This window comes from Citrobacter sp. Cpo030 (assembly GCF_030333005.1).
Lineage (GTDB): Bacteria > Pseudomonadota > Gammaproteobacteria > Enterobacterales > Enterobacteriaceae > Citrobacter > Citrobacter portucalensis.
In genome coordinates, this window is the sequence record NZ_JAOWGT010000075.1 from 372,671 (window position 1) to 395,099 (window position 22,429).

24 protein-coding genes and 3 tRNA genes are annotated in these 22,429 nt (G+C 51.9%); 11 read left to right on the top strand and 16 right to left on the bottom strand.

Translation table 11 applies throughout. The features are described from left to right. Positions 1 to 144: 144 nt before the first annotated feature. From deoB to deoC, 3 genes are all read right to left on the bottom strand, one after another. A complete protein-coding gene (deoB, locus tag OGY37_RS22985; protein ID WP_003019037.1) occupies positions 145 to 1,368 on the bottom strand; it encodes a phosphopentomutase in 1,224 nt (407 codons plus the stop codon). 51 nt (positions 1,369 to 1,419) lie between these two features. Further along, positions 1,420 to 2,742 (bottom strand): thymidine phosphorylase, encoded by a 1,323-nt coding sequence (gene deoA / locus OGY37_RS22990; RefSeq protein WP_016151609.1) that lies wholly within the window; start codon positions 2,740 to 2,742, stop codon positions 1,420 to 1,422. A 135-nt stretch (positions 2,743 to 2,877) separates the two neighbouring features. Continuing rightward, a complete protein-coding gene (deoC, locus tag OGY37_RS22995; RefSeq protein ID WP_003019042.1) occupies positions 2,878 to 3,657 on the bottom strand; it encodes a deoxyribose-phosphate aldolase in 780 nt (259 codons plus the stop codon). Between the two features lie 261 nt (positions 3,658 to 3,918). On the opposite strand from deoC, the gene OGY37_RS23000 reads away from it, so the two are divergent. Continuing rightward, a complete protein-coding gene (locus OGY37_RS23000; protein ID WP_149384479.1) occupies positions 3,919 to 5,469 on the top strand; it encodes a YjjI family glycine radical enzyme in 1,551 nt (516 codons plus the stop codon). Then, positions 5,441 to 6,304, top strand: a complete 864-nt coding sequence (locus tag OGY37_RS23005) for a YjjW family glycine radical enzyme activase (RefSeq protein WP_126319340.1) — start codon at positions 5,441 to 5,443, stop codon at positions 6,302 to 6,304. The genes OGY37_RS23000 and OGY37_RS23005 overlap by 29 nt, the downstream gene beginning before the upstream one ends. A gap of 130 nt (positions 6,305 to 6,434) precedes the next feature. Here the strand turns inward: OGY37_RS23005 and OGY37_RS23010 are convergent, their stop codons facing one another. The 8 genes from OGY37_RS23010 to holD form a co-directional block, all read right to left on the bottom strand. Then, on the bottom strand, positions 6,435 to 7,211 hold the full coding sequence (locus OGY37_RS23010) for a metal-dependent hydrolase (protein ID WP_191235785.1): 777 nt from the start codon (positions 7,209 to 7,211) through the stop codon (positions 6,435 to 6,437). Beyond that, positions 7,208 to 8,281 carry a patatin-like phospholipase family protein gene (locus OGY37_RS23015; protein WP_286621986.1) on the bottom strand — a complete coding sequence of 358 codons (1,074 nt, stop codon included), beginning with the start codon at positions 8,279 to 8,281 and terminating at the stop codon, positions 7,208 to 7,210. Before OGY37_RS23015 ends, OGY37_RS23010 begins: the two co-directional genes overlap by 4 nt. A gap of 121 nt (positions 8,282 to 8,402) precedes the next feature. Then, positions 8,403 to 8,564 (bottom strand): DUF1328 domain-containing protein, encoded by a 162-nt coding sequence (locus tag OGY37_RS23020; protein WP_003019081.1) that lies wholly within the window; start codon positions 8,562 to 8,564, stop codon positions 8,403 to 8,405. Positions 8,565 to 8,691: 127 nt separating this feature from the next. Next, positions 8,692 to 9,309: a molecular chaperone OsmY gene (osmY, locus tag OGY37_RS23025; protein WP_003829980.1), complete on the bottom strand. Its 618-nt coding sequence runs from the start codon at positions 9,307 to 9,309 to the stop codon at positions 8,692 to 8,694. 308 nt (positions 9,310 to 9,617) lie between these two features. Continuing rightward, entirely contained in the window at positions 9,618 to 11,207 is a 1,590-nt protein-coding gene (prfC, locus tag OGY37_RS23030) for a peptide chain release factor 3 (RefSeq protein ID WP_003829982.1), read from the bottom strand. Positions 11,208 to 11,299: 92 nt separating this feature from the next. Next, positions 11,300 to 11,980: a pyrimidine 5'-nucleotidase gene (gene yjjG, locus OGY37_RS23035; RefSeq protein WP_008786125.1), complete on the bottom strand. Its 681-nt coding sequence runs from the start codon at positions 11,978 to 11,980 to the stop codon at positions 11,300 to 11,302. 14 nt (positions 11,981 to 11,994) lie between these two features. Beyond that, positions 11,995 to 12,441, bottom strand: coding sequence for a ribosomal protein S18-alanine N-acetyltransferase (gene rimI / locus OGY37_RS23040; protein WP_003829985.1), 447 nt, complete (start codon positions 12,439 to 12,441; stop codon positions 11,995 to 11,997). After that, a complete protein-coding gene (gene holD, locus OGY37_RS23045; RefSeq protein WP_191235786.1) occupies positions 12,410 to 12,823 on the bottom strand; it encodes a DNA polymerase III subunit psi in 414 nt (137 codons plus the stop codon). Before holD ends, rimI begins: the two co-directional genes overlap by 32 nt. Positions 12,824 to 12,926: 103 nt before the next feature. Between holD and rsmC the strand changes: the two genes are divergently transcribed. From rsmC to OGY37_RS23065, 4 genes are all read left to right on the top strand, one after another. Next, positions 12,927 to 13,958 carry a 16S rRNA (guanine(1207)-N(2))-methyltransferase RsmC gene (gene rsmC, locus OGY37_RS23050; RefSeq protein ID WP_003829990.1) on the top strand — a complete coding sequence of 344 codons (1,032 nt, stop codon included), beginning with the start codon at positions 12,927 to 12,929 and terminating at the stop codon, positions 13,956 to 13,958. Between the two features lie 221 nt (positions 13,959 to 14,179). Beyond that, positions 14,180 to 14,266 (top strand) — tRNA-Leu (locus tag OGY37_RS23055). A 28-nt stretch (positions 14,267 to 14,294) separates the two neighbouring features. Continuing rightward, a tRNA-Leu gene (locus OGY37_RS23060) sits at positions 14,295 to 14,380 on the top strand. Between the two features lie 32 nt (positions 14,381 to 14,412). Continuing rightward, positions 14,413 to 14,498, top strand: a tRNA-Leu gene (locus OGY37_RS23065). A 39-nt stretch (positions 14,499 to 14,537) separates the two neighbouring features. Here the strand turns inward: OGY37_RS23065 and OGY37_RS23070 are convergent. Next, on the bottom strand, positions 14,538 to 14,774 hold the full coding sequence (locus OGY37_RS23070; RefSeq protein WP_003019100.1) for a DUF1435 domain-containing protein: 237 nt from the start codon (positions 14,772 to 14,774) through the stop codon (positions 14,538 to 14,540). A 255-nt stretch (positions 14,775 to 15,029) separates the two neighbouring features. Between OGY37_RS23070 and OGY37_RS23075 the strand changes: the two genes are divergently transcribed. Continuing rightward, the gene (locus OGY37_RS23075) at positions 15,030 to 16,106 is read left to right on the top strand and encodes a GGDEF domain-containing protein (RefSeq protein WP_003829994.1); all 1,077 of its coding nucleotides are present in this window, start codon (positions 15,030 to 15,032) and stop codon (positions 16,104 to 16,106) included. Positions 16,107 to 16,214: 108 nt separating this feature from the next. Beyond that, positions 16,215 to 17,003: a siderophore-iron reductase FhuF gene (fhuF, locus tag OGY37_RS23080; RefSeq protein WP_126319346.1), complete on the top strand. Its 789-nt coding sequence runs from the start codon at positions 16,215 to 16,217 to the stop codon at positions 17,001 to 17,003. A gap of 29 nt (positions 17,004 to 17,032) precedes the next feature. Here fhuF and OGY37_RS23085 read toward each other — a convergent pair whose 3' ends face one another. Beyond that, positions 17,033 to 18,376 carry a PTS sugar transporter subunit IIC gene (locus OGY37_RS23085; RefSeq protein WP_286548823.1) on the bottom strand — a complete coding sequence of 448 codons (1,344 nt, stop codon included), beginning with the start codon at positions 18,374 to 18,376 and terminating at the stop codon, positions 17,033 to 17,035. Next, positions 18,366 to 18,509: a hypothetical protein gene (locus OGY37_RS23090; protein WP_003829999.1), complete on the bottom strand. Its 144-nt coding sequence runs from the start codon at positions 18,507 to 18,509 to the stop codon at positions 18,366 to 18,368. Before OGY37_RS23090 ends, OGY37_RS23085 begins: the two co-directional genes overlap by 11 nt. A gap of 235 nt (positions 18,510 to 18,744) precedes the next feature. On the opposite strand from OGY37_RS23090, the gene OGY37_RS23095 reads away from it, so the two are divergent. After that, entirely contained in the window at positions 18,745 to 19,203 is a 459-nt protein-coding gene (locus OGY37_RS23095; RefSeq protein WP_032940334.1) for a YbaK/EbsC family protein, read from the top strand. Positions 19,204 to 19,260: 57 nt separating this feature from the next. Here the strand turns inward: OGY37_RS23095 and bglJ are convergent, their stop codons facing one another. Both bglJ and OGY37_RS23105 read right to left on the bottom strand, forming a co-directional pair. Continuing rightward, positions 19,261 to 19,938, bottom strand: coding sequence for a DNA-binding transcriptional activator BglJ (gene bglJ, locus OGY37_RS23100; protein WP_123268651.1), 678 nt, complete (start codon positions 19,936 to 19,938; stop codon positions 19,261 to 19,263). Next, positions 19,899 to 20,624 carry a helix-turn-helix transcriptional regulator gene (locus OGY37_RS23105; protein ID WP_149384484.1) on the bottom strand — a complete coding sequence of 242 codons (726 nt, stop codon included), beginning with the start codon at positions 20,622 to 20,624 and terminating at the stop codon, positions 19,899 to 19,901. Before OGY37_RS23105 ends, bglJ begins: the two co-directional genes overlap by 40 nt. 457 nt (positions 20,625 to 21,081) lie before the next feature. On the opposite strand from OGY37_RS23105, the gene OGY37_RS23110 reads away from it, so the two are divergent. After that, the gene (locus OGY37_RS23110) at positions 21,082 to 21,858 is read left to right on the top strand and encodes a threonine/serine exporter family protein (RefSeq protein ID WP_048227138.1); all 777 of its coding nucleotides are present in this window, start codon (positions 21,082 to 21,084) and stop codon (positions 21,856 to 21,858) included. Next, positions 21,849 to 22,322 (top strand): threonine/serine exporter, encoded by a 474-nt coding sequence (locus tag OGY37_RS23115; protein ID WP_003019127.1) that lies wholly within the window; start codon positions 21,849 to 21,851, stop codon positions 22,320 to 22,322. Before OGY37_RS23110 ends, OGY37_RS23115 begins: the two co-directional genes overlap by 10 nt. Positions 22,323 to 22,429: the final 107 nt, after the last annotated feature.

Sequence of the window (22,429 nt, forward strand, 5' to 3'; positions counted from 1 at the left end):
ACGTATGCAAAACAGTGAAATACCTTAAGGATTTCGCGTTGTAGGAAGGCGACGAATTCGTGAATCCCCGGGAGCATAGATTCACTATGTGACCGGGGGGAGCGAATGAAGTCAACGCATCTACAGCGCGAAAGACAACGGGTATTACAGCATGTTTTTACCGTAGTCCATCGGTGACGTACCAAAGTAGCTCGCCAGCGTCTGACCGATATCAGCGAAGGTTTCACGGTGACCTAACGAACCAGGTTTCACTTTCGGGCCGTAAACCAGTACCGGGATGTGTTCACGGGTGTGATCAGTGCCGGTCCAGCTTGGGTCGCAGCCGTGGTCAGCGGTCAGGATCAGAATGTCATCTTCACCCACCAGCTCCATCAGCTCAGGCAGACGGCGGTCGAACAGTTCCAGGCCCGCTGCATAACCGGCGATATCGCGACGATGTCCCCAGGAAGAGTCGAAATCAACGAAGTTGGTGAAGACGATGGTCTTATCACCTGCTTCTTTCATCTCTTTGATGGTGGCGTCGAACAACGCATCCAGACCGGTGGCTTTCACTTTTTTGGTGATGCCGCAGTTAGCGTAGATATCCGCGATTTTACCGACGGAAACCACGTGACCGTCTTTCTCGTCGACCAGTTTCTGCAGCACGGTCGGTGCTGGCGGCTCAACGGCCAGGTCGTGACGGTTACCGGTACGCTGGAAGTTACCGGCTTTATCACCGATAAACGGACGGGCGATAACACGACCGATGTTGTAACCACCTTCAGTCAGCTCTTCACGAGCGATTTCGCACAGCTCATAGAGCTTATCCAGGCCAAACGTCTCTTCGTGGCAGGCAATCTGGAACACTGAGTCAGCGGAGGTATAGAAAATCGGCTTGCCGGTTTTCATATGCTCTTCACCCAGTTGATCCAGGATCACGGTACCGGAAGAGTGGCAGTTGCCGAGGTAGCCTGGCAGGTTGGCACGTTTTACCAGTTTATCCAGCAGTTCCTGCGGGAAGCTGTTTTCATGATCGGAGAAATAACCCCAATCAAACAGAACCGGGACACCCGCGATTTCCCAGTGGCCAGACGGCGTGTCTTTCCCGGAAGAAAGTTCATGCGCCCATGCGTAGGCACCAATCACTTCCGCGTTACCGTCCATACCAGCAGCAATTTTACCGGTAGAACCTTCGTGAGCTTTCACCAGGCCCAGACGGGTCAGGTTAGGCAGATTCAGTGGACCTTTGCGACCATTGTCAGCTTCACCTTTCGCACAGGCTTCTGCAATGTGTCCCATAGTGTCTGAACCTACGTCGCCAAAGCGATCCGCATCTTCAGTCGCACCAATACCAAAGGAGTCCAGCACCATAATAAATGCACGTTTCATCTTGTTCTCCATACATCTGCGCCGCAAAAAAGCGATCAGATCAGTATACAGTTATTCGGTAATACGACGATAGACTGTCGGTGTAATTTCTGGCGCTTTATCGTCAAGGCTAATTGCCGCTTTGACCGCTTTCGCCGCTTCCTGCCAGCTGGCTTCGTCTTTCGCGTGGATCACCGCCAGCGGGCGTTGTCCGTCTACGCTGTCGCCCAGACGCGCCATATCGCTAAAGCCAACGCTGTAATCAATGGTGTCCGAAGCCTGACGACGACCGCCGCCCATGGAAACGACCGCCATCCCCAACGCACGGGTATCCATCGCGCTGACAAAGCCTTCGGTATCAGCATATACCGCTTTGCTGAGCATTGCCGTCGGCAGGTACTTCGCATAATTTTCGACGAAATCGGTCGGGCCTTTTTGCGCCGCAACCATGCGACCAAAAATCTCTGCCGCTTTACCGTTGTCCAGCACCGCCTGCAATTTCGCACGGGCTTCGGCGTCATCTTTCGCCAAATTGCCGGAGATCAGCATTTCCACGCACAGCGCCATGGTGACGTCTAACAGACGTGGATTACGGTATTCACCGGTCAGGAACTGCACCGCTTCGCGGACTTCGACCGCGTTACCTGCGCTGGAGGCCAGCACCTGGTTCATATCGGTTAACAGCGCGGTGGTACGTACACCCGCACCGTTTGCCACACCAACAATCGCTTCAGCGAGAGCTTCAGAAAGCTCGTAGGTCGGCATAAAGGCGCCGCTGCCCACTTTCACATCCATCACTAGCGCATCCAGCCCTTCCGCCAGTTTTTTCGCCAGAATGGAACCGGTAATCAGCGGGATGGAATCCACCGTCGCGGTAATATCGCGGGTGGCATAAAAACGTTTATCCGCCGGTGCGAGCGAGCTGGTTTGCCCAATAATCGCCACACCCACGTCTTTAATAATTTCACGGAAGCGCGCGTCGTCCGGGAAGATGTCAAATCCAGGAATCGCTTCCAGTTTATCGAGTGTACCGCCGGTATGCCCCAGGCCACGCCCGGAGATCATCGGAATATAGCCGCCGCACGCTGCGACCATCGGGCCTAACATCAGTGACGTTACGTCACCTACACCGCCGGTAGAGTGTTTATCCACAATCGGGCCGTTCAGCTGCAGGCTTTTCCAGTCCAGCACGGTTCCTGAATCACGCATTGCCATGGTCAGCGAAACTCGCTCAGGCATTGTCATATCGTGGAAGAAAATGGTCATCGCCAGGGCGGCGATTTGCCCTTCAGAGATGGTGTTGTCGCGAATACCATTGATAAAGAAACGAATTTCCTCATCGCTCAGCGCATGACCATCACGTTTTTTACGAATAATTTCTTGTGCGAGAAACACGGTAACCCCCAGGGGAAAAGAGTAGAAGGCCGTTGTAGGCCGGGTAAGCAACGCACCACCCGGCAGTCGTCTTAATGCCGGATGGCGGCTACGCCTTATCCGGCCTACGTCGCTACAGCTCCGGCAATATAAGGCTTAGTAGCTGCTTGCGCTCTTGCCGTCGCCGTGACCCAGCGCTTTCAGCAGACTCGCCAGCAGGCTGGATGCGCCAAAACGGTAGTGACGAGAATCAGCCCAGTCAGCGCCAAACAGTTCATCGGCAATCGCCAGGAACTGCTGTGCATCTTCTGCAGTGCGTACGCCACCAGCCGGTTTGAAACCTACAGTTTTAGAAACACCCATGTCGCGGATCACTTCCATCATGATGCGTGCGCTTTCCGGCGTCGCATTGACCGGCACTTTACCGGTAGAAGTTTTGATGAAATCAGCACCGGCTTTGATGGAGATTTCAGACGCTTTGCGAATCAGTGCTTCTTCTTTCAGCTCACCGGTTTCGATGATGACTTTCAGCAGCACGTTTGCTGCCGCACACGCGTCTTTGCAGGCTTTAACCAGATCGAAACCAATCTGTTCGTTACCGGCGATCAGCGCACGGTACGGGAACACCACGTCAACTTCATCTGCACCGTAAGCAATCGCCGCGCGGGTTTCAGCCAGCGCAATCTCGATGTCGTCGTTGCCATGCGGGAAGTTGGTTACTGTTGCAATGCGGATGTCCGGCGTGCCCTGCTCTTTCAGGGTCTTACGCGCAATAGGGATGAAACGCGGATAGATACAGATTGCGGCAGTGTTGCCAACCGGGGTCTTCGCCTGATGACACAGCGCGATCACTTTTTCATTGGTGTCGTCGTCATTCAGAGTGGTCAGGTCCATCAGTTTCAGTGCACGCAGGCTGCTTGCTGTTAAATCGGTCATAACATTCTCCAACGGCATCGCCGTATAAAATTTCACCTTGCGAGTTTGTTAGTATTCTAACATCCGCTCGCTATTACACTTCGATATACATCACAGTTAATGAAAACCACATACAGATTTGCATTACTCTAATGAGATCTACTTCAAATAAATCACCTTTTCTAAAGGGATGCGGTGGCATCAGGCGCATCCGGATCAAAGGTTGTGGCGGCGTTGCTTTCTACAATGGCGTTACACCTTCGGGACAAAAAGGAATCAACGATGCCCACTTCAAGCGAACTCGCGCTGCAACAGCGTTGCCAACAAATCGTGACCAGCCCGGTGCTCAGCCCTGAGCAGAAACGCCACTTTCTTGCGCTGGAAGCTGAAAACGCGCTGCCTTACCCGCAACTGCCTGCACAGGCACGTCAGGCGCTGGATGATGGGGTAATCTGCGATATGTACGAAGGTCATGCCCCGTTCAAACCGCGCTATGTTTTACCCGATTACGCGCGTTTTCTGGCCAATGGTTCATCGTGGCTGGAGCTGGAAGGCGCCAGGGATCTTGATGACGCGTTATCCTTACTCACTATTCTTTACCACCATGTTCCGTCAGTGACGTCGATGCCGGTCTATCTCGGTCAGCTCGATGCCCTGTTGCAACCGTATGTTAGAATTCTAACACAAGAAGAGATCGATATTCGAATAAAACGTTTCTGGCGTTATCTCGACAGAACTCTGCCAGACGCGTTTATGCATGCCAATATCGGCCCTGCAGATACGCCAGTCACCCGTGCAATTTTACGCGCAGACGCAGAGCTAAAGCAGGTCTCGCCTAATCTGACATTCATTTATGACCCGCAAATCACACCTGACGATCTGCTGCTCAACGTGGCGAAAAATATCTGCGAGTGCAGTAAGCCGCATATTTCCAATGGCCCTGAGAATGATAAAATTTTCACAAAAGGTCAGTACGGTGTCGTCAGCTGCTACAACTCTTTGCCGCTCGCCGGGGGTGGAAGCACGTTGGTCAGGCTTAATCTGAAAGCCATCGCAGAGCGCAGCACCTCTGTCGATGACTTCTTTACGCGCACCCTACCGCACTACTGCCAGCAGCAAATCGCCATCATTGATTCACGATGTGAATTCCTCTATGAGAAATCACATTTCTTTGAGAATAGCTTCCTCGTGCAGGAAGGGTTGATTGATCCCGAACGTTTTGTGCCTATGTTCGGGATGTACGGCCTGGCGGAGGCGGTGAACCTGCTGTGCGATAAGGCGGGACAGAATGCGCGCTATGGGAAAGATGAGTTCGCCAATCAGCTCGGCTATCGCATCAGCACCCAACTGGCGGAATTTGTCGAAAACACCCCGGTGAAATATGGCTGGAAGCAGCGCGCGATGCTGCATGCACAGTCGGGGATCAGTTCTGACATCGGCACCACGCCAGGTGCACGCCTGCCTTACGGCGATGAGCCGGACCCGATCACCCACCTGCAAACCGTCGCACCACATCACGCGTTTTATCACGCCGGGATCAGCGACATTCTCACGCTGGATGAAACCATCAAGCGTAATCCTCAGGCGCTGGTGCAGTTGTGCCTCGGGGCGTTTAAAGCTGGAATGCGCGAGTTTACCGCCAACGTGAGCGGCAACGATCTGGTTCGCGTTACGGGTTACATGGTGCGCCTGTCGGATCTGGAAAAGTATCGCGCCGAAGGGTCACGAACCAACACCACCTGGCTTGGCGAAGAAGCCGCGCGCAATACGCGCATTCTGGAACGACAACCTCGCGTGATTAGCCATGAACAGCAGATGCGCTTTAGTAAGTAGGCTGATTCCTTTCTCCTGCGTCGACGGGCCGGGCAGTCGCCTGGCTCTGTTTCTGCAAGGATGTAATCTGCGCTGTAAAAATTGCCACAATCCGTGGACGATGGGACGCTGCAACGACTGCGGGGAGTGTGTGCTGCATTGCCCGCATGAGGCGCTGAGCCTGAGCGCGGGGAAAGTGTGGTGGCAGTCCGATGTGTGTCAGCAGTGCGACACCTGCCTGCACATGTGCCCTCAGCAGGCCACGCCGATGGCGCAGAGTATGAGCGTTGATGAAGTGCTGCAACATATTCGCAAGGCAGTGCTGTTTATTGAGGGAATTACGGTCAGCGGCGGTGAAGCGACAACCCAGCTGCCGTTTATTGTGGCGCTATTTACCGCGATAAAAACCGATCCGCAGTTGCAACACCTGACCTGCATGGTAGACAGCAATGGCATGCTGAGCGAAACCGGCTGGCAAAAATTGTTGCCGGTGTGCGACGGCGTAATGCTGGATTTAAAAGCCTGGGACAGCACGTGTCATCGACAACTTACTGGACGCGATAACACGCTGATTAAAAAAAGCATTACCTTTTTGTCCGGGCAGGGAAAACTGGCGGAACTGCGCCTGTTGGTGATTCCTGGTCAGGTGGATTATCTACAGCATATCGATGCGCTGACAGCGTTTATCAAACGCACCGGTGACGTACCGGTGCGGCTGAATGCCTTTCATGCGCACGGGGTGTATGGCGAAGCGAAGGACTGGCCGAGCGCCACGCCGGAGGATGTGGAACAGCTGGCGCAAAGATTGCGCGAACGCGGGGTGGATAATTTGATTTTCCCGGCGCTGTACCTGTGATTGCCGGATGCGACGACATCATCTGTAGGCCGGAAAAAACACAGCTGCCATCCGACGAAGTTATGCCTGATGCGCTTCGCTTATCAGGCCTACGGAGCGCACACATTTGTCGGCCGGATACGCCATCCAATCACACATTAAACAACGCCGTGGTATTACGATACAGCGCGTCAGCGATCACGTCCGCAGGTTCCGGGCGCAGTTCGCATAAGACGTCGAAGACTCTGACTACCTGCTCCGGCCGGTTAGGCTGTCCCTGAAAGCCATTGAGCGGCATATCCGGCGCGTCGGTTTCCAGCAACAGCGATTCCAGCGGTAATTGCGCCATTACCTCGCGGGTTTTACTGGCGCGCGGATAGGTAATGGTGCCTCCCACGCCAATTTTGTATCCCAGTTGCACAAAGCGCTCTGCCTGCTGCACGCTCCCGGAAAAACCATGCACCACGCCAGTTCGCGGCAAAGCATGACGTTTCAGGTGCATCGCCAGCTTGTCATGGGTGCGCCGCGAATGCAGGATCACCGGCAATTCGTACCGCTTCGCCAGCTTTAGTTGCGCTTCCAGCACCCACTCTTGCTTATCGAATTGCGGATCGTCCCGATACAGATCCAATCCAATCTCGCCTAGCGCCACCAGCTTTCGTGGGCGCTTATCCAGCTCCTGTTGCAACTGGTCCAGGCAGTCATCGCTATGTTGTTCAATAACAATGGGATGCAGACCAAGCGCGGCAAACAATGGAGGATAATTTTCCGCTAGCGCCAGTACGCGGGGAAAATTCGTCGCCTGTGTGGCCGGAACGATAATGCTCTGTACACCAACCTCCACCGCGCGCTGAATGCTGGCAGATTCATCGCCAGTAAACGGCGGGAAATCAAAGTGACAATGCGTATCGATAAAACGATAACTCACGCCAAATCCTCATTATCAAACGTCGTGTCGTTCGCCTGAGGCGCATTGGTCACCACTGGCACATGGGCATCGTTGGCCACCGGCGCAGGAGGAACTACCACCGGCCCCGGCACCACAATCTTCGGCGTCTGACGAGGCAGCGGCGCATTTTTCGCCAACAGTTTGCCGACTGTCGCCAGAAAGTAACGACCGCACAGGCGTCCGGTTTTGTAATCTTCCCGCAGTGCCGGAATACGGCTGCCCAACGCCATGCTATGAAGTGGTTTTGGCGGATAGATCTCAAAGATACGCAGCTTGCCCGGCGGCTTCTCAATAAAACTTTGAGTAGCGCGATAGCTGGCTTCATGGTGCTGGACCAGATTCAATAACGGTTGCAGACTGCTTTCGCCCAGCCAGCGTTCCATACGCTTAAACCACTGCGGGGTGTAGTACATTTGCGAGGGCACGGTACGGATAACCACCAGCGTTTTTGCCCCCTGCTTCGCCGCCTCTTGCACCGGTATGGCGTCACTGACTCCACCATCCAGATAGTTCACGCCATCCAACACAACCCCAGTACGGTAGAACCCGGGAATCGCGCTGGAGGCACGAATAAGATCGAGCCAGTTTTGCCGGTTCGGTGAAAAATAGCCGGGCGTGTAGTCATCGCCCCGACAGGCGCACATATAAAATGCTTTCCCAGCGGCAAACAGGCGCTCGGCGTTATCCATTGCCAGCGGCATCTGGGACGCAGTCGAATCCACCAGCCAGTCGAGATCGATCAGATTTCCCCCACGCACAAAACGCACCGGGTCAAAAAATTCGCGTCGGGTGGTGTAACGCATAATAACTTTGCGGCCGTAACCGGGCTGGTTACAGAGATAGGCTGAAAGGTTTTGCGCGCCAGCCGACGTCCCATAGTAGAGATCAAAGGGATTGAACTGCGCGCGCATGAACTCATCCAGTACGCCGGCGGTGAAGATGCCTCTTTGTCCCCCGCCCTCGCACACCAGCGCCACACTGCCTGGTTGAAATGGACGTAACGATAACGGCGCAATATTACCGAGTGTGACGGGTATTCTCTGCCCCACCTCTGCCTTCCTGTTGTTTTTGTAATAGAGCAACAAAGTAACGCAAATTGCCTGACGCTAAAACCGTAAAAGCCAGTCCAATGGACTGGCTTAGTAGCAATTTTTCTTTACGGTTTACGTACTAGGGTCGTTTACGCCCGGTAAACAGGCTGACCAGGAACAAAATGATCCCCACCACAAACACAATTTTCGCTGCGCCGGCTGCAGTACCCGCCAGTCCACCAAAACCGAGTGCGGCGGCAATTAACGCGATAACCAGAAATATGATGCCCCATCGAAACATATGCTTCTCCTTTACCATAGTTAATTTCACCGCTTGATATGAGCGCTCAGGCTGCCCATCGGCGATATTTTCAGTGTGGTGCACAACACGCCTCCCGACAAACGTCAGGAGGACGAATTAAGTCTAATTACTGAGTTTTGAGATCGTTTTTGACGCTTTTCACGCCATCAATCGCTTTGGCGATGCTCTCAGCACGATCGCTTTGAGCCTGTGAATCGACGGTGCCTGAAAGTTGCACAACGCCATCGGTGGTCTCAACTTTCACCTTGCGGGAAGGGACGATATCATCGGCCAGCAGCTTGGCTTTCACCTCACTGGTGATTGCCGTATCGCCCGCATAGCCTTTAACGGAGGTTTCTTTACTATCACGCACATGCAGTTTGTCGCTAACGGAGGTCACGCCCTCAACGCCTTTCGCCACTTTCACCGCTTCTTCGGCCTGTGCCTGGCTTTCAACAAACCCGCTTAGTGTCACCACCTTTTGATCTGTTTTGACGGAAATATCGGTGCTCTTAATGCTTTCGTGGTCCACCAGCGCGGCTTTTACTTTCGCGGTGATGGTGCTGTCATCCATGAAATTACCGACTTTGTTCATAGAGCTATCGACTTTCTGCCCCGCACTTTCGACGCCGGATTGCGCTTTATCCATCGTAGCGTTTTCTGCATAAGCAGAACCCGTTGCAACAGCGGAGGTCAGCATCACGGCCAGCAGCGTTTTAGAAATCTTAAGTCCTGTCATTGTCATCGATGTATTCCTGTATGTTTTGCTAAAAGCTATGCTCTGCCGTTACACGGCCTGAACCAGCAACTAATCTTGTAAGTGGAATAAATATCAGCAATAGACGCTGCAACAGGCAGCCTAAAAAGCATTAAACGCCGATATTTATGTCATCACATTGTTAAATATAGTTCACGATTTCGTGATCGCAGTCAGAATTGATTAAAAAACAGGCAAACAAAAGAAAAACGCGAGGTTTTAAGAACATTCCGCAAGGGATTTAAAAGACAGGAAAAGTTGCAGGACACGGCGGATACCGTGCCCTGGAAGGTCGATTAGTGTTCGCGTGTTTTACGGAACTGAACGTCCGGGTAACGTTCCTGGGTGAGATTCAGGTTAACCATGGTTGGTGCGATATAGGTGAGGTTATCGCCGCCATCCAGAGCTAGCTGAATTTCGTTCTTACGCTTAAATTCTTCGAATTTCTTCACGTCAGAACATTCTACCCAGCGCGCAGTCGCTACGTTGACAGATTCATAAATCGCTTCAACGTTGTACTCGCTCTTCAGACGTGAAACCACCACGTCAAACTGCAGCACACCCACCGCGCCCACGATGAGATCGTTATTGGCGATCGGACGGAATACCTGCACTGCGCCCTCTTCTGACAACTGAACCAGCCCTTTCAGCAGCTGTTTCTGCTTCAATGGATCCTTCAGGCGAATACGACGAAACAGCTCCGGTGCGAAGTTCGGAATACCGGTGAACTTCATCATTTCGCCCTGGGTAAAGGTATCGCCGATCTGGATAGTGCCGTGGTTATGCAGACCGAGAATATCGCCCGGATACGCTTCTTCCACATGAGAACGGTCACCGGCCATAAAGGTGAGTGCGTCGGAGATCACCACGTCTTTACCAATGCGCACCTGGCGCATTTTCATGCCTTTCTCATACTTGCCGGATACCACACGCATGAACGCCACGCGGTCACGGTGTTTCGGGTCCATGTTGGCCTGAATTTTAAACACGAAACCGGTGAACTTCTCTTCTGAGGCTTCGACGACGCGGGTGTCGGTTTTACGCGGCATCGGCGCAGGCGCCCACTCCACCAGGCCGTCCAGCATATGGTCAACGCCGAAGTTACCCAGCGCGGTACCGAAGAAGACCGGGGTGATTTCGCCCGCGAGGAACAGCTCATGGTCGAACTCGTTGGACGCGCCCTGCACCAGCTCCAGCTCGTCACGCAGCTGCTGCGCCAGGTCTTCACCCACGGCAGCATCAAGTTCCGGGTTGTTCAGACCTTTAACAACACGCACTTCCTGAATGGTGTGGCCTTTACCGGTCTGATACAGGTAAGTTTCATCTTTATAAAGGTGATAGACACCTTTGAACAACTTACCACAGCCAATCGGCCAGGTGATTGGCGCACAGCCGATTTTCAGTTCGTTCTCGACTTCATCCAGCAGCTCCATCGGATCGCGGATGTCACGGTCGAGTTTGTTCATAAAGGTCAGGATCGGCGTATCGCGCAGACGGGTAACTTCCATCAGCTTACGGGTACGATCCTCGACGCCTTTTGCGGCATCGATAACCATCAGGCAGCAGTCCACCGCCGTCAGAGTACGATAGGTATCTTCGGAGAAGTCTTCGTGCCCCGGGGTGTCCAGCAGGTTCACCAGGCAGTCATGATACGGAAACTGCATCACAGAGGTGGTAATGGAGATACCACGCTGCTTTTCCATTTCCATCCAGTCAGATTTTGCATGCTGGCTGGAGCCACGGCCTTTTACCGTACCGGCGGTCTGAATGGCCTGTCCGAATAACAGTACCTTTTCAGTAATTGTCGTTTTACCGGCATCCGGGTGAGAAATAATGGCAAAAGTGCGGCGTTTGGCCACCTCTTGCAAATAAGGAGACAACGTCATAGTCAAATCTTCTTAGGTAAGCACGGCAACGGGCCGGGCAAGTTGAATACAAAAAATTGCGGCTATTTTACCCATCAACGGGGGGGAGGCAATCAGTGTTTACACAGGAGCTGCTCCAGTTCGCTTAATGACGCTACGGTCCAGGTCGGCTGAATGCCCGCTGGCTGCTCGCGGTGGTGCGTATTTAGCCAGCAGGTGGATAGCCCGGCGTTAATGCCGCCAAGAATATCGGACTCTGCGGTGTCACCCACCATCAGCACGCGAGAACGGTCAGGATTACCCGCCTGCTCCAGCGCATGGTCAAAAATACGGGGGTCGGGTTTTGCCACCCCAACCTGCTCAGAAATCACCAGCAGGTCGAAATAGTCGCGCAGCCCCGTCCGCTCAAGACGGATTTGCTGCAACGCGGTAAAGCCGTTAGTAATGATGCCGATTTTCGTTTTATCACGAATCGCATTGAGCAGAGAAACCGCCCCCGGCAACGGTGAGCAGATCTCCGCCATCGCATTGATGAATGCGTCATTAAGCTGGCCCGGTTCAACCTTCAGGCGTTCGGCCCAGCTCTGAAAACGGGCATGCTGCAGTTGTAATGAGGTAATCGCGCCGTTTTGGTAATCCACCCACAGCGGTTTATTCACTGCCTGGTAGTCCTGAAAATCTTCAGCGGTAAAGGTAATGCTATAGTCGAGAAACATCCGCTGTAAGCCGGTAAACGAGTCAAACGTAAACAGCGTTTCGTCGGCATCAAAGAAAATCCAGTCCCACTTCTTCATCATTACACCTTATCTTACATGCTGATTGGCAACGCCATGATGATGGCGTCTTCGTGACCATCGGCCGTTGGATAGTAGTTGCGACGGATCGTCGCCTCGTTAAAGCCTAAGCTTTCGTACAGCGCGATAGCGGCCGCATTCGAGGCGCGCACTTCAAGCCACAGGGTCAAAATGCCACGCTTTTCCAGCTCATCGATCAGATGCTCCAGCAACTCACGCCCCAGGCCCCGGCGCTGAAAGTCAGGATCGACGGCGATATTGAACAACGTCGCTTCATCCAGTACGACCTGCGTAATTGCAAAGGCGGCCATCACGTCGTCAACCCTCAACTGAAAATTGAGGTAGCGATCGCCCTGGTTGCTGGCAAATGTTTTTTCACTCCACGGAAAAGCGTGGGCGCGTTTTTCAATCTGAAATGCTGCGGGTAAATCAGTCGGCTCGAGGGAAGAAATCGTGTTCATATGCGCAGATTTGTTGCCATAGCGCGGCGCGTGCCGCTGGGTTTTTCCGTAATTCATTAAACGCAGGACTCTCGACCTGAGCGCCCTCCAGCAGCAGCGGCTCTTCGGTTCCCAGCCGCCAGCTATTACAGCGACTGCCTTGCGGCAGCATGGCGACACGGTCAGGCGTCAGTTGTAAAACCTGATCCGGGCTAACGGTTAATGCGCGTAAAATATCGCTGATCAACGGTTCGGTTAGCGCGGGTAACTGTGCAGCAACCATCACCAAACGGACATGCGCAGGAATGGAAATCGCGATCTCGCCCTGCAGTGCGCCAGGACGACGCAACGACCACTGCGTAATGCCCAGTTGCTGTAACTGCCAGTCTCGTCGGGATGTCATAGCGAAACACTCCTGTCTATCAGGGGCGCAAATATAGCAAATTTGTCGAATCCGTGCCATCAAACAACTATAATCCCCCGCTGTACAATTTAAGGAGCATTCCATGTCTGCTTTTACCCCGGCAAGTGAAGTCTTGCTGCGCCACAGTGATGATTTCGAACAAAGCCGTATTCTGTTTGCCGGTGATTTGCAGGATGACCTGCCTGCCCATTTTGAAAGCGCCGCCAGCCGTGCGCACACCCAGCAACTTCACCACTGGCAGGTGCTTAACCGCCAGATGGGCGACAACGTCCGCTTCAGCCTCGTCGCGCAGGCCGATGACGTTGCCGATAGCGATACGCTGATCTACTACTGGCCGAAGAATAAGCCGGAAGCCCAGTTCCAGTTGATGAACATTCTGTCGCTGTTACCGGTGGGCACCGATATTTTTGTTGTCGGTGAGAATCGCAGCGGTGTACGTAGCGCAGAGCAGATGCTGGCCGAATACGCACCGTTAAACAAAGTCGACAGCGCACGTCGCTGTGGCCTGTACCACGGTCGTCTGGAAAAACAGCCGGTCTTTGATGCAGAAAAATACTGGGATGAATACCAGACAGAAAATCTGACCATCAAAACGCTGCCGGGCGTCTTCAGCCGTGACGGCCTGGATGTTGGCAGCCAACTGCTGCTCTCCACGCTGACGCCGCACACCAAAGGCAAAGTGCTGGATGTCGGCTGTGGCGCAGGCGTTCTCTCCGTCGCCTTAGCCAGCCACTCGCCGAAAGTGCGCTTAACCCTGTGCGATGTTAGCGCCGCCGCCGTTGAAGCCAGCCGCGCAACGCTTGCAGCCAACGGCATTGAAGGTGACGTCATCGCCAGTAACGTCTTTTCTGACGTGACGGGTCGATTTGATATGATCATCTCCAACCCGCCGTTCCACGACGGTATGCAGACCAGCCTTGATGCAGCACAAACGCTGATTCGTGGCGCAGTGCGTCATCTGAACAGCGGTGGTGAACTGCGTATTGTGGCGAACGCCTTCCTGCCTTATCCGAAGGTACTGGATGAAGTGTTTGGCTTCCACGAAGTTATCGCGCAGACCGGGCGCTTCAAGGTCTATCGCACCATCATGACGCGTCAGGCGAAAAAAGCCTAACTGCTCCAGGCCAGATAAGGCGTTTACGCCGCCATCCGGCGTGACACCGAGCAACGCCGGATGGCGCTATCGCTTATCCGGCCTGCATAAAACACCAAAGCCGAAGAAACGCCTTTTTTTTCGGCAATCACGTTAAGTTCGATAATTAACAGTTGACGCCCTGCATAAAATCTCTAAAATCCGCCCCCGTGGTAACGATACTTTTTGAGTGTCGATGGTATGCGAAGGTGGCGGAATTGGTAGACGCGCTAGCTTCAGGTGTTAGTGTCCTTTCGGACGTGGGGGTTCAAGTCCCCCCCCTCGCACCATAATCCACGTTGATATTGCTCGCACTGGGCGAAGGTGGCGGAATTGGTAGACGCGCTAGCTTCAGGTGTTAGTGTCCTTAGGATGTGGGGGTTCGAGTCCCCCCCCTCGCACCAACGAGGCGATATCAAAAAAATAAGATGACTGTGCGAAGGTGGCGGAATTGGTAGACGCGCTAGCTTCAGGTGTTAGTGTCCTTAGGATGTGGGGGTTCGAGTCCCCCCCCTCGCACCAATTATCTTATTTCCCTCTCGATTTCCTTCTCTGTTTTGTTCATCCCTGATTCCAGTTCATCATTACCAAAACAATGCCACCAATCAGTGCCGCGCATGAAGGTAACAAAACAAAGTGCCGTAAACGTTTGTGGTACAGCATGAGCGAAGTCAGCAGTAATCCTAATACAATCATCACCTTCCAGACGTAGACCGACAGGTCGCTATATGCCATCCCGGCAATCAGCATTCCCGGCAGCAGAACACCCCATCCACTGCCCAGCGTACGTTGCAACATGATTTCACCTATGACATTGATAATGATAACCAATATCATATGATAAAATTTCTCATTTGTCAGCCGTGAAGCACTATCAATTATATGAGTTTTACTTAACGATTGATGACATGAATAATCCAAGGTGATAAATTGCTCACCGGTTAGCTCTTCAACTAAAAACAATAAAAACCTCTGCGAATGATACCCCGTTCGTTATTTGTTTTATTTACCAACACACCTTCGTACATTGCAGATAACTAACAATATTTACCTATGACAGTACAATCCTGGCGAACTCTGCGCACAAAAAAATACCAACTCTCTTTACGACTGTTTCTACTGCTCAACGCAGTCTCCGCGCTGTTTACGCTTTTTTTCCCTCTGTTTGCGGTCAAAGCCTTATCAGTACCGGCGTTGCTGATGCTGGTGATGAGTACACTGCTGCTGGTATGGCATGGGAAATACGCGGATAAAAGAATTAATCTCCCTTTTATTTCAATCGTTTTTGGCTTGTTATGGGCGTTACATATATTCTTGAAATATAACGCTCTAGGTCAGAATGATTATTATTTCCTGTTAATAGCGCTGCTCAGCGTACTGTTTATTGGCTCTATCGCTTTTGCCAATAATATCATCGCGTTTACGCTCCACTCACTCCCCTCCGTCGCCGTTTGTTTATGGCTTAACGGCAGCGAACATGGTTTGCGGATTTTCTATTTTATGGCGCTGCCTATGGCCGGTATCGCCATCCAGCATGTGATACAAAAGCGCTACGATGGATTCGCTCAGCAACTGATGTACAAACTGCTGGAGGAGAGGGAAACCCTGAACGGGCTCAGCATGCTCGACCCGCTAACCGGTTTGTATAATCGCCGGGGGCTGCAACACCGGCTCGATACGCTGTTGGCTCTGAGTAATTCGAGGCACTTCGTTCTGCTGTTGGATATCGACCATTTCAAATCCTATAACGATCATTACGGACATATGATGGGCGACCAGGCGTTGATCCGTGTTTCTGCCGCCATCCGAGACTCCGTACGCTCCCGGGATGTGGTGGCGCGTTTTGGCGGTGAAGAATTTATGATTTTGCTGACCGCGGTCGATCCACAGCAGGCCCAGGCTGCCGCCGAACGTATCCGCCAGAAAGTGTACGACCTTAAAATCCCTCACATGTTTAATGAGAGCGTGGCAACCAACGTAACCGTCAGTATCGGCATTGCACCTCTGGTAGAACAGGATATTGATGCTGCTATCGCCAAAGCGGATAAAGCCCTTTACGAGGCCAAGAATCTTGGGCGTAACAATACCCTGGTCAGCGATGAGCTGCGGGTAAACTGCCCCTCTACCTGAGCTTTCTGTGCGCTGCCGCTCGGGATGGCGACAAAGATCTTGCCATCGCTCAATGTCAATTATAGGATTAGCAATCATTATCATTAAGATTAACATCCTTATATCAACATGGCTTATCGTTCCGCACCGATCGTTGAAGATGTCATCTGGCGTAGCCATCTCCCCTCAGAGATGCCCTCGCTGGCTGCTGCCGTACGCGCAACGATAGCCAAAACTCGCGAGCACCTGCTGGACTTCATTCGTCTTGACGAAACGCCTGTGCCAGGTGCAATGACGCTGCATGAATGGACACAACCGGCGACGCTTAGCTCGTTGCTGGCCGTTTATTCAGACCATATCTATCGCAACCAGCCCACGCTACCCCGCGAAAAAAAGCCCCTGATTTCTCTTTGGGCGCAATGGTATATCGGCCTGATGATGCCTCCGTTAATGGTGGCCCTACTGACGCAAAAAGAGGCTATCGACGTCTCTCCTGAACATATGCGCGTAGAGTTTCACGAAACGGGCCGTGCGGCCTGCTTCTGGATCGACGTCCATCAGGATCACCAGGCAACAGCTCTGTCCCCTCAACAACGCATGGAAACGCTGATTCTCTCAGCGCTGACGCCGGTTGTGCAGGCGCTGGAAGCGACGGGCGAGATCAACGCGAAGCTTATCTGGAGCAACACCGGATATTTAATTCACTGGTATTTAACGGAAATGAAGCCGTTGCTAGGTGAGGAACTGCTGACCACGCTGCGCCAGACCTGCTTTTTTGAGAAACAACTCTCCTGCGGTCAGGATAACCCTCTGTGGCGAACCGTTGTTCCGCGCGAGGGGCTGTTAGTACGCAGAACCTGCTGCCAACGCTATCGCCTGCCTGACGTTCAGCAATGCGGAGACTGCACGCTGAAGTAAGCGAGGAGCCGTAGCCCCTCGCCAGATATTTATGCAACCTGCTGGTTTTCCTCTTCCATACGCTGCGCTTCTTCTTTTTCCTGCGCCAATAGCTGCTTTTCGTAGACTTTAAAGAACGGGAAGTAGATAACGGCCGACACCAGCGCCAACAGCACCACCAGAATAGCCGCACGATAATCCCAGCCTAATGCCCATGCCGCGCCAACCGGTGCCGGTGCGGTCCAGGGAACCACTGAAATGACCCGCCCAATTAAATCCAGTTTCATCGCCGCCCAGGCAAGTACCGCATTCACCATTGGGGCCAGCAGGAAAGGGATAAAAAACACCGGGTTCATGACAATCGGCGTACCAAAAATCACCGGTTCGTTAATATTAAAAATGCTGGGGACTACGCTCAGACGCCCAATCGAGCGTAGATGAGCCGAACGACTACGCAGATAGCAAATCACCAACCCCATCGTTGCGCCTGACCCACCGACCACAATAAAGAACGTCCAGAACGCTTCCATAAAGATATGCGGTAACGGCGCGCCCTGCGCCAGCGCCGACTGGTTCATTCCAAGATTAGTTAGCCAGAACATTTGCAGCATTCCCGACACAATTGCCGCGCCGTGAATACCCGCAAACCACAATAGGTGGCCAATCAATACCGCCAGAAGTATCGCCGGCAGAGAATCTGCAGCCGACACCAGTGGTTTAAAGATGGCCATAATGGCCTGCGGGATCAGCATGTCAAACTGCGACTGTATCACCAGACTCAGCGGGTAAAGCGTCAGTACTACCACCAGCACCGGGATCAGCAGATCGAAAGAGTTTTTGATCATCGGCGGCACCTGATCGGGTAAACGGATGCCGATGTTGTGCGCCTTCAGGAAGCGCATCATTTCAACACAGTAAATGGCCACCAGGATGGCGGTGAAAATCCCCGTTCCTCCCAGGCTATCAACCGGCATTGTGCCTTTGGTTTTTGGCGCGGCAATCAGCAAAAAAGCCATGATTGATAGCATCGCACACATAAACGGATCTAACTGATGCGACTTCACATAGTGCTTACCCAGGTTATAAGCAATAGCCGCACATATGTAGACCGACATAATCCCCATCGTCATATCAAACGGGGTGAGAATTTGGCCTTCAAACTGTTTTGCCAGATCCAGCCACGCGCGGGCAAATCCCAAGGTGGTATCCGGAGAAAACGGCGGATAGGCAAAAACCAGCAGAAAAGAGCCTACAATCATAAAAGGCATCGCCGAAATAAAACCATCGCGAATGGCCATTACATGTCGTTGCGAAGAGATACGCCCGGCGACAGGACTAACGTAATTTTCAACAAAACGGAAAATCACGTTAAACACAACATGGTTAGTAGACATAGCCGTTCTCCCGTTGTGCAAAACCCTGCAACGGTGCTGGCATCAACACCGCCACCACGTAAAGCCCATTACCACTTTTCGCAACCGTGCCGGGAGGAACACCAGCGCTACCGCTTTTCGAGTTAAGTTTCATAGATGGCTCTTATTATGTGATACAGAGGAAATGACAACTTCAGTATTAATCGTCATTTCAACATTCTGCAACCGGTTACTGTAACCGGTTTCTTTGATTGTGAAGACGATCGAAAAACTGCTCATGTTGCTATGTTGTTACAATAAAATATTTACAGTGCGGTTGCCCCTATGACAAATTACATCCTGCAGTTTTATGCTGTGCAGAGCTGCCTGTAGGCTATTTGGAGAGAAGAATGAGTTTGCAATCAGTACGCCAATTCCTGGCGCAACATGCGCCAGATATTGAGATTATCGAATTAGATCAGAGCACAGCAACCGTCGATCTGGCAGCAAAAGCCCATAACGTTGAACCTGGCCAGATAGCGAAAACACTTTCGCTAAAGGTGAAAAACGATATCATCCTGGTCGTAGCAAAAGGCGATGCCCGACTGGATAATAAAAAACTAAAGAGTACGTTCGGTGCCAAAGCCCGAATGTTAAGTAGTGATGAGGTCGTGAACGCGACGGGGCACCCCGTTGGCGGCGTTTGCCCCTTCGGATTAGAAACACCGATATCAGTGTACTGTGATGTTTCTCTGAAACACTACGCTGAAGTGCTGCCTGCCGCAGGCGCCATCCACAGCGCGGTTCGCATCACGCCTGAAAGGATGGCTGAACTGACTTCTGCCACCTGGGTTGACGTGTGTCAGTAATGTTTCACACGCTAAACCGGCGGCCAAACCCGGCAAGAAACACGTCAACGTTGCCCGTCACGAAACCGCCTGCATAAAAGGCGCTGGCTCTCCAGCACGCAGATACAGCAGGATATCGGCCGCATCCAGTAACCCGGCATCCGAGCTGACCCCCAGTTTGGACATCACATTAAATTTGTGTGCCCGAATGGTTTTGATGTTCCGTTCAAGCTGAACAGCAATCTGTGGCATCGAATAGCCATTCGACATAAAGCGCAGTATTTCTCGTTCTGTCGGACTGAGCATACGGCTTTGATTAATATACCAATGGTTTTTCGTGCCTTCGGTTCCCCGGCCAGGACTGCTTAACGCCGTAAATAACGCGTCCTGCAACACCGTTAACGAAGAAGCTTTACTCACAACGCCATCTAACGGCAAGGGTGACAGGGAACCAATTAAACGCGCTTCAGCGTCATCATCGGCAATCACCACACGGCGAATCCGCGGATAATTTATCGCCAGCTCCGTTAAATAAGCCAACCCTGCCCTGCGATCGGTTCTGATTGCAGATAGGGAAAAAATAACTGCCGAAAACGACATCTTTAACATTGCCTGACTAAAAGCGGGCTGGCTAGAAAAGAGATGAAGTTTATATTGGTCATCCGGCATGGTATTAAATAAACTCTTAATACCCACGCTGCTCATCGTGCACTTTTCTACCAGCGCAACGTTTCTTTTGATGATTCTGCTTTCCATTCCGTGGGTTCTCCATAAACTGAAGGTAAATTAAGTTCTCGCGATCCTTGAGAACTATTTATCCAGGCATACATTTCTGCATTGCTATTTATCGACAAGCGACGCATTGCGCTATTCTTTTGGGCGCTGATTGTTTTATTGCTTTTCTTCAGTAACGTCGCAATCTGATTGATTCCCCAGCCTTTCCCAAGGAGGCGCAATACTTTCCTTTCAGAGAGAGTGAGAACGATAGATCGTGCGCTATGATCTAACAATTGTGGCATAGCGGGCGGAGAGAGCAGCGCCTTGCTTATTCTCTCTGCGCGTGTATTTCCCGCGTGAATGACATTCACTAAACTTTCAATCGGCTCTGCGTCAGAGAGCAGCGAACTGACAGGACACATCAGTAGTTCAACCGCCAGAGGATAAAAGATACGAGATACGAGAAATACCCAGTGAATATCACGATATTGAGATAATAAAGAATAATATTGCTCGCAGACTGAACGAGGATAATTGCAGTCTCCGGTTAAATCAGCAATCACCAAATCAGCACATCGTAGCTGTAATAACGTCAGTTCTTCAACAGAACGACAGTAGGTAAGTTCGTAATCGGAGAACTTTCCCTGCATTATACCTTTAAGACCAGTTTGTATAATCGGTGATTTACTAATAATAATTGCGTTTTTGCAGCGTCCTGGCAACATATCCCCTCCACACTCACCAGTCCGCAATCGTACTTAATTAAATCTTCCCGAGTGGATTAATAATCTTAACTCACAGGAAAATACTCCGAACAATAAGCGGGGTGAATTGTTATCCTTGGTATTTATTTCAAAAAGTATTGACGGCACCATCCAAATAGCGCCAAATTCTAAGCTATTATTGCACAATTACGTATAAATACATTATCTGTACAATTATAATAACTACAATAGATCGTTAGCATGGCTTACGTATTTGCCATCCGGGAAAATAACGCTACATTTCAAACATATCTCCCCCTGAACCTTATCAAACGGGGGAGTTAAGATGCCATAACTGTATCACCTGTGTCTTTTTTCGACACAAAGATTGATCTTAGCCAGAGCCAGCGGGCTCATGCTTCATGATAAAAAGAAGATATTCGTCACTCAAAGAGAGCCTTTTCAGTCAGAGCGAGCCATGCAAACAGAGCAGTCGTCACAGCGAACGGTTACACGGTTATGTATTCAATGCGGACTTTTTTTACTTCAGCATGGGGCAGAAAGCGCTCTGGTTGACGAGTTATCCACCCGCCTCGGGCTGGCACTTGGCATGGATAGCGTAGAAAGCGCCATCTCCTCTAACGCTATCGTCCTGACCACCATTAAAGACGGGCAATGCCTGACATCAACGCGAAAAAATCAGGATCGCGGCATTAATATGCACGTCGTGACGGAAGTGCAGCACATTGTCATTTTGGCGGAACATAAACTGCTGGATATTAAAGGGGTAGAGAAACGCTTTAGCCAGATTAAGCCGCTACGCTATCCAAGATGGCTGGTCGCCTTCATGGTCGGTTTGTCCTGCGCCTGCTTTTGTAAACTCAATAACGGCGGATGGGATGGCGCGGTGATCACCTTTTTCGCCAGCATGGTGGCGATGTATATCCGCCAGATTCTGGCGTCCCGGCATTTGCACCCACAAATCAATTTTTGCATCACCGCGTTTGTGGCGACCACCATTTCAGGTTTGCTGCTGACGTTGCCGACCTTTAGCAATACTCCGACTATCGCTATGGCCGCCAGCGTGCTGCTGCTGGTTCCGGGCTTTCCGTTGATCAACTCCGTCGCGGATATGTTTAAGGGACACATTAATACCGGGCTTGCTCGCTGGGCTATTGCCAGTCTGCTTACGTTGGCGACCTGTATTGGCGTGATCGTGTCGATGACCTTATGGGGGCTGCGCGGATGGGCGTGATCGATTTCATACTGGCGCTGATGCAGGATATGATCCTGTCGGCGATCCCGGCGCTTGGCTTTGCCATGGTATTCAATGTCCCCCATCGGGCGCTCCCATGGTGCGCATTACTCGGCGCACTCGGTCACGGCTCACGAATGGTGATGATGACCGCAGGGTTTAATATTGAATGGTCAACCTTTATGGCGTCGCTGCTGGTCGGCTGCATTGGGATCCAGTGGTCGCGCTGGTATCTGGCGCATCCGAAAGTCTTCACCGTCGCAGCAGTAATCCCGATGTTCCCTGGGATCTCCGCCTACACCGCCATGATCTCAGCCGTAAAAATCGGCCATTTTGGTTACAGCGAAGTGCTGATGATTACCCTACTGACCAATTTCCTGAAAGCCTCATCGATTGTCGGTGCGCTCTCCATCGGTCTGTCCGTGCCAGGATTATGGCTGTATCGCAAACGCCCACGCGTTTGATGGTGTACTTTCTTTAATACCATGCAGAGAGGGGAATCTCCCCCTCACCTGCTGCTCTCCTTCTTCTCTGTGTTACTATAAAAGCAGTCCCCTTCTCGGTTGTTGTT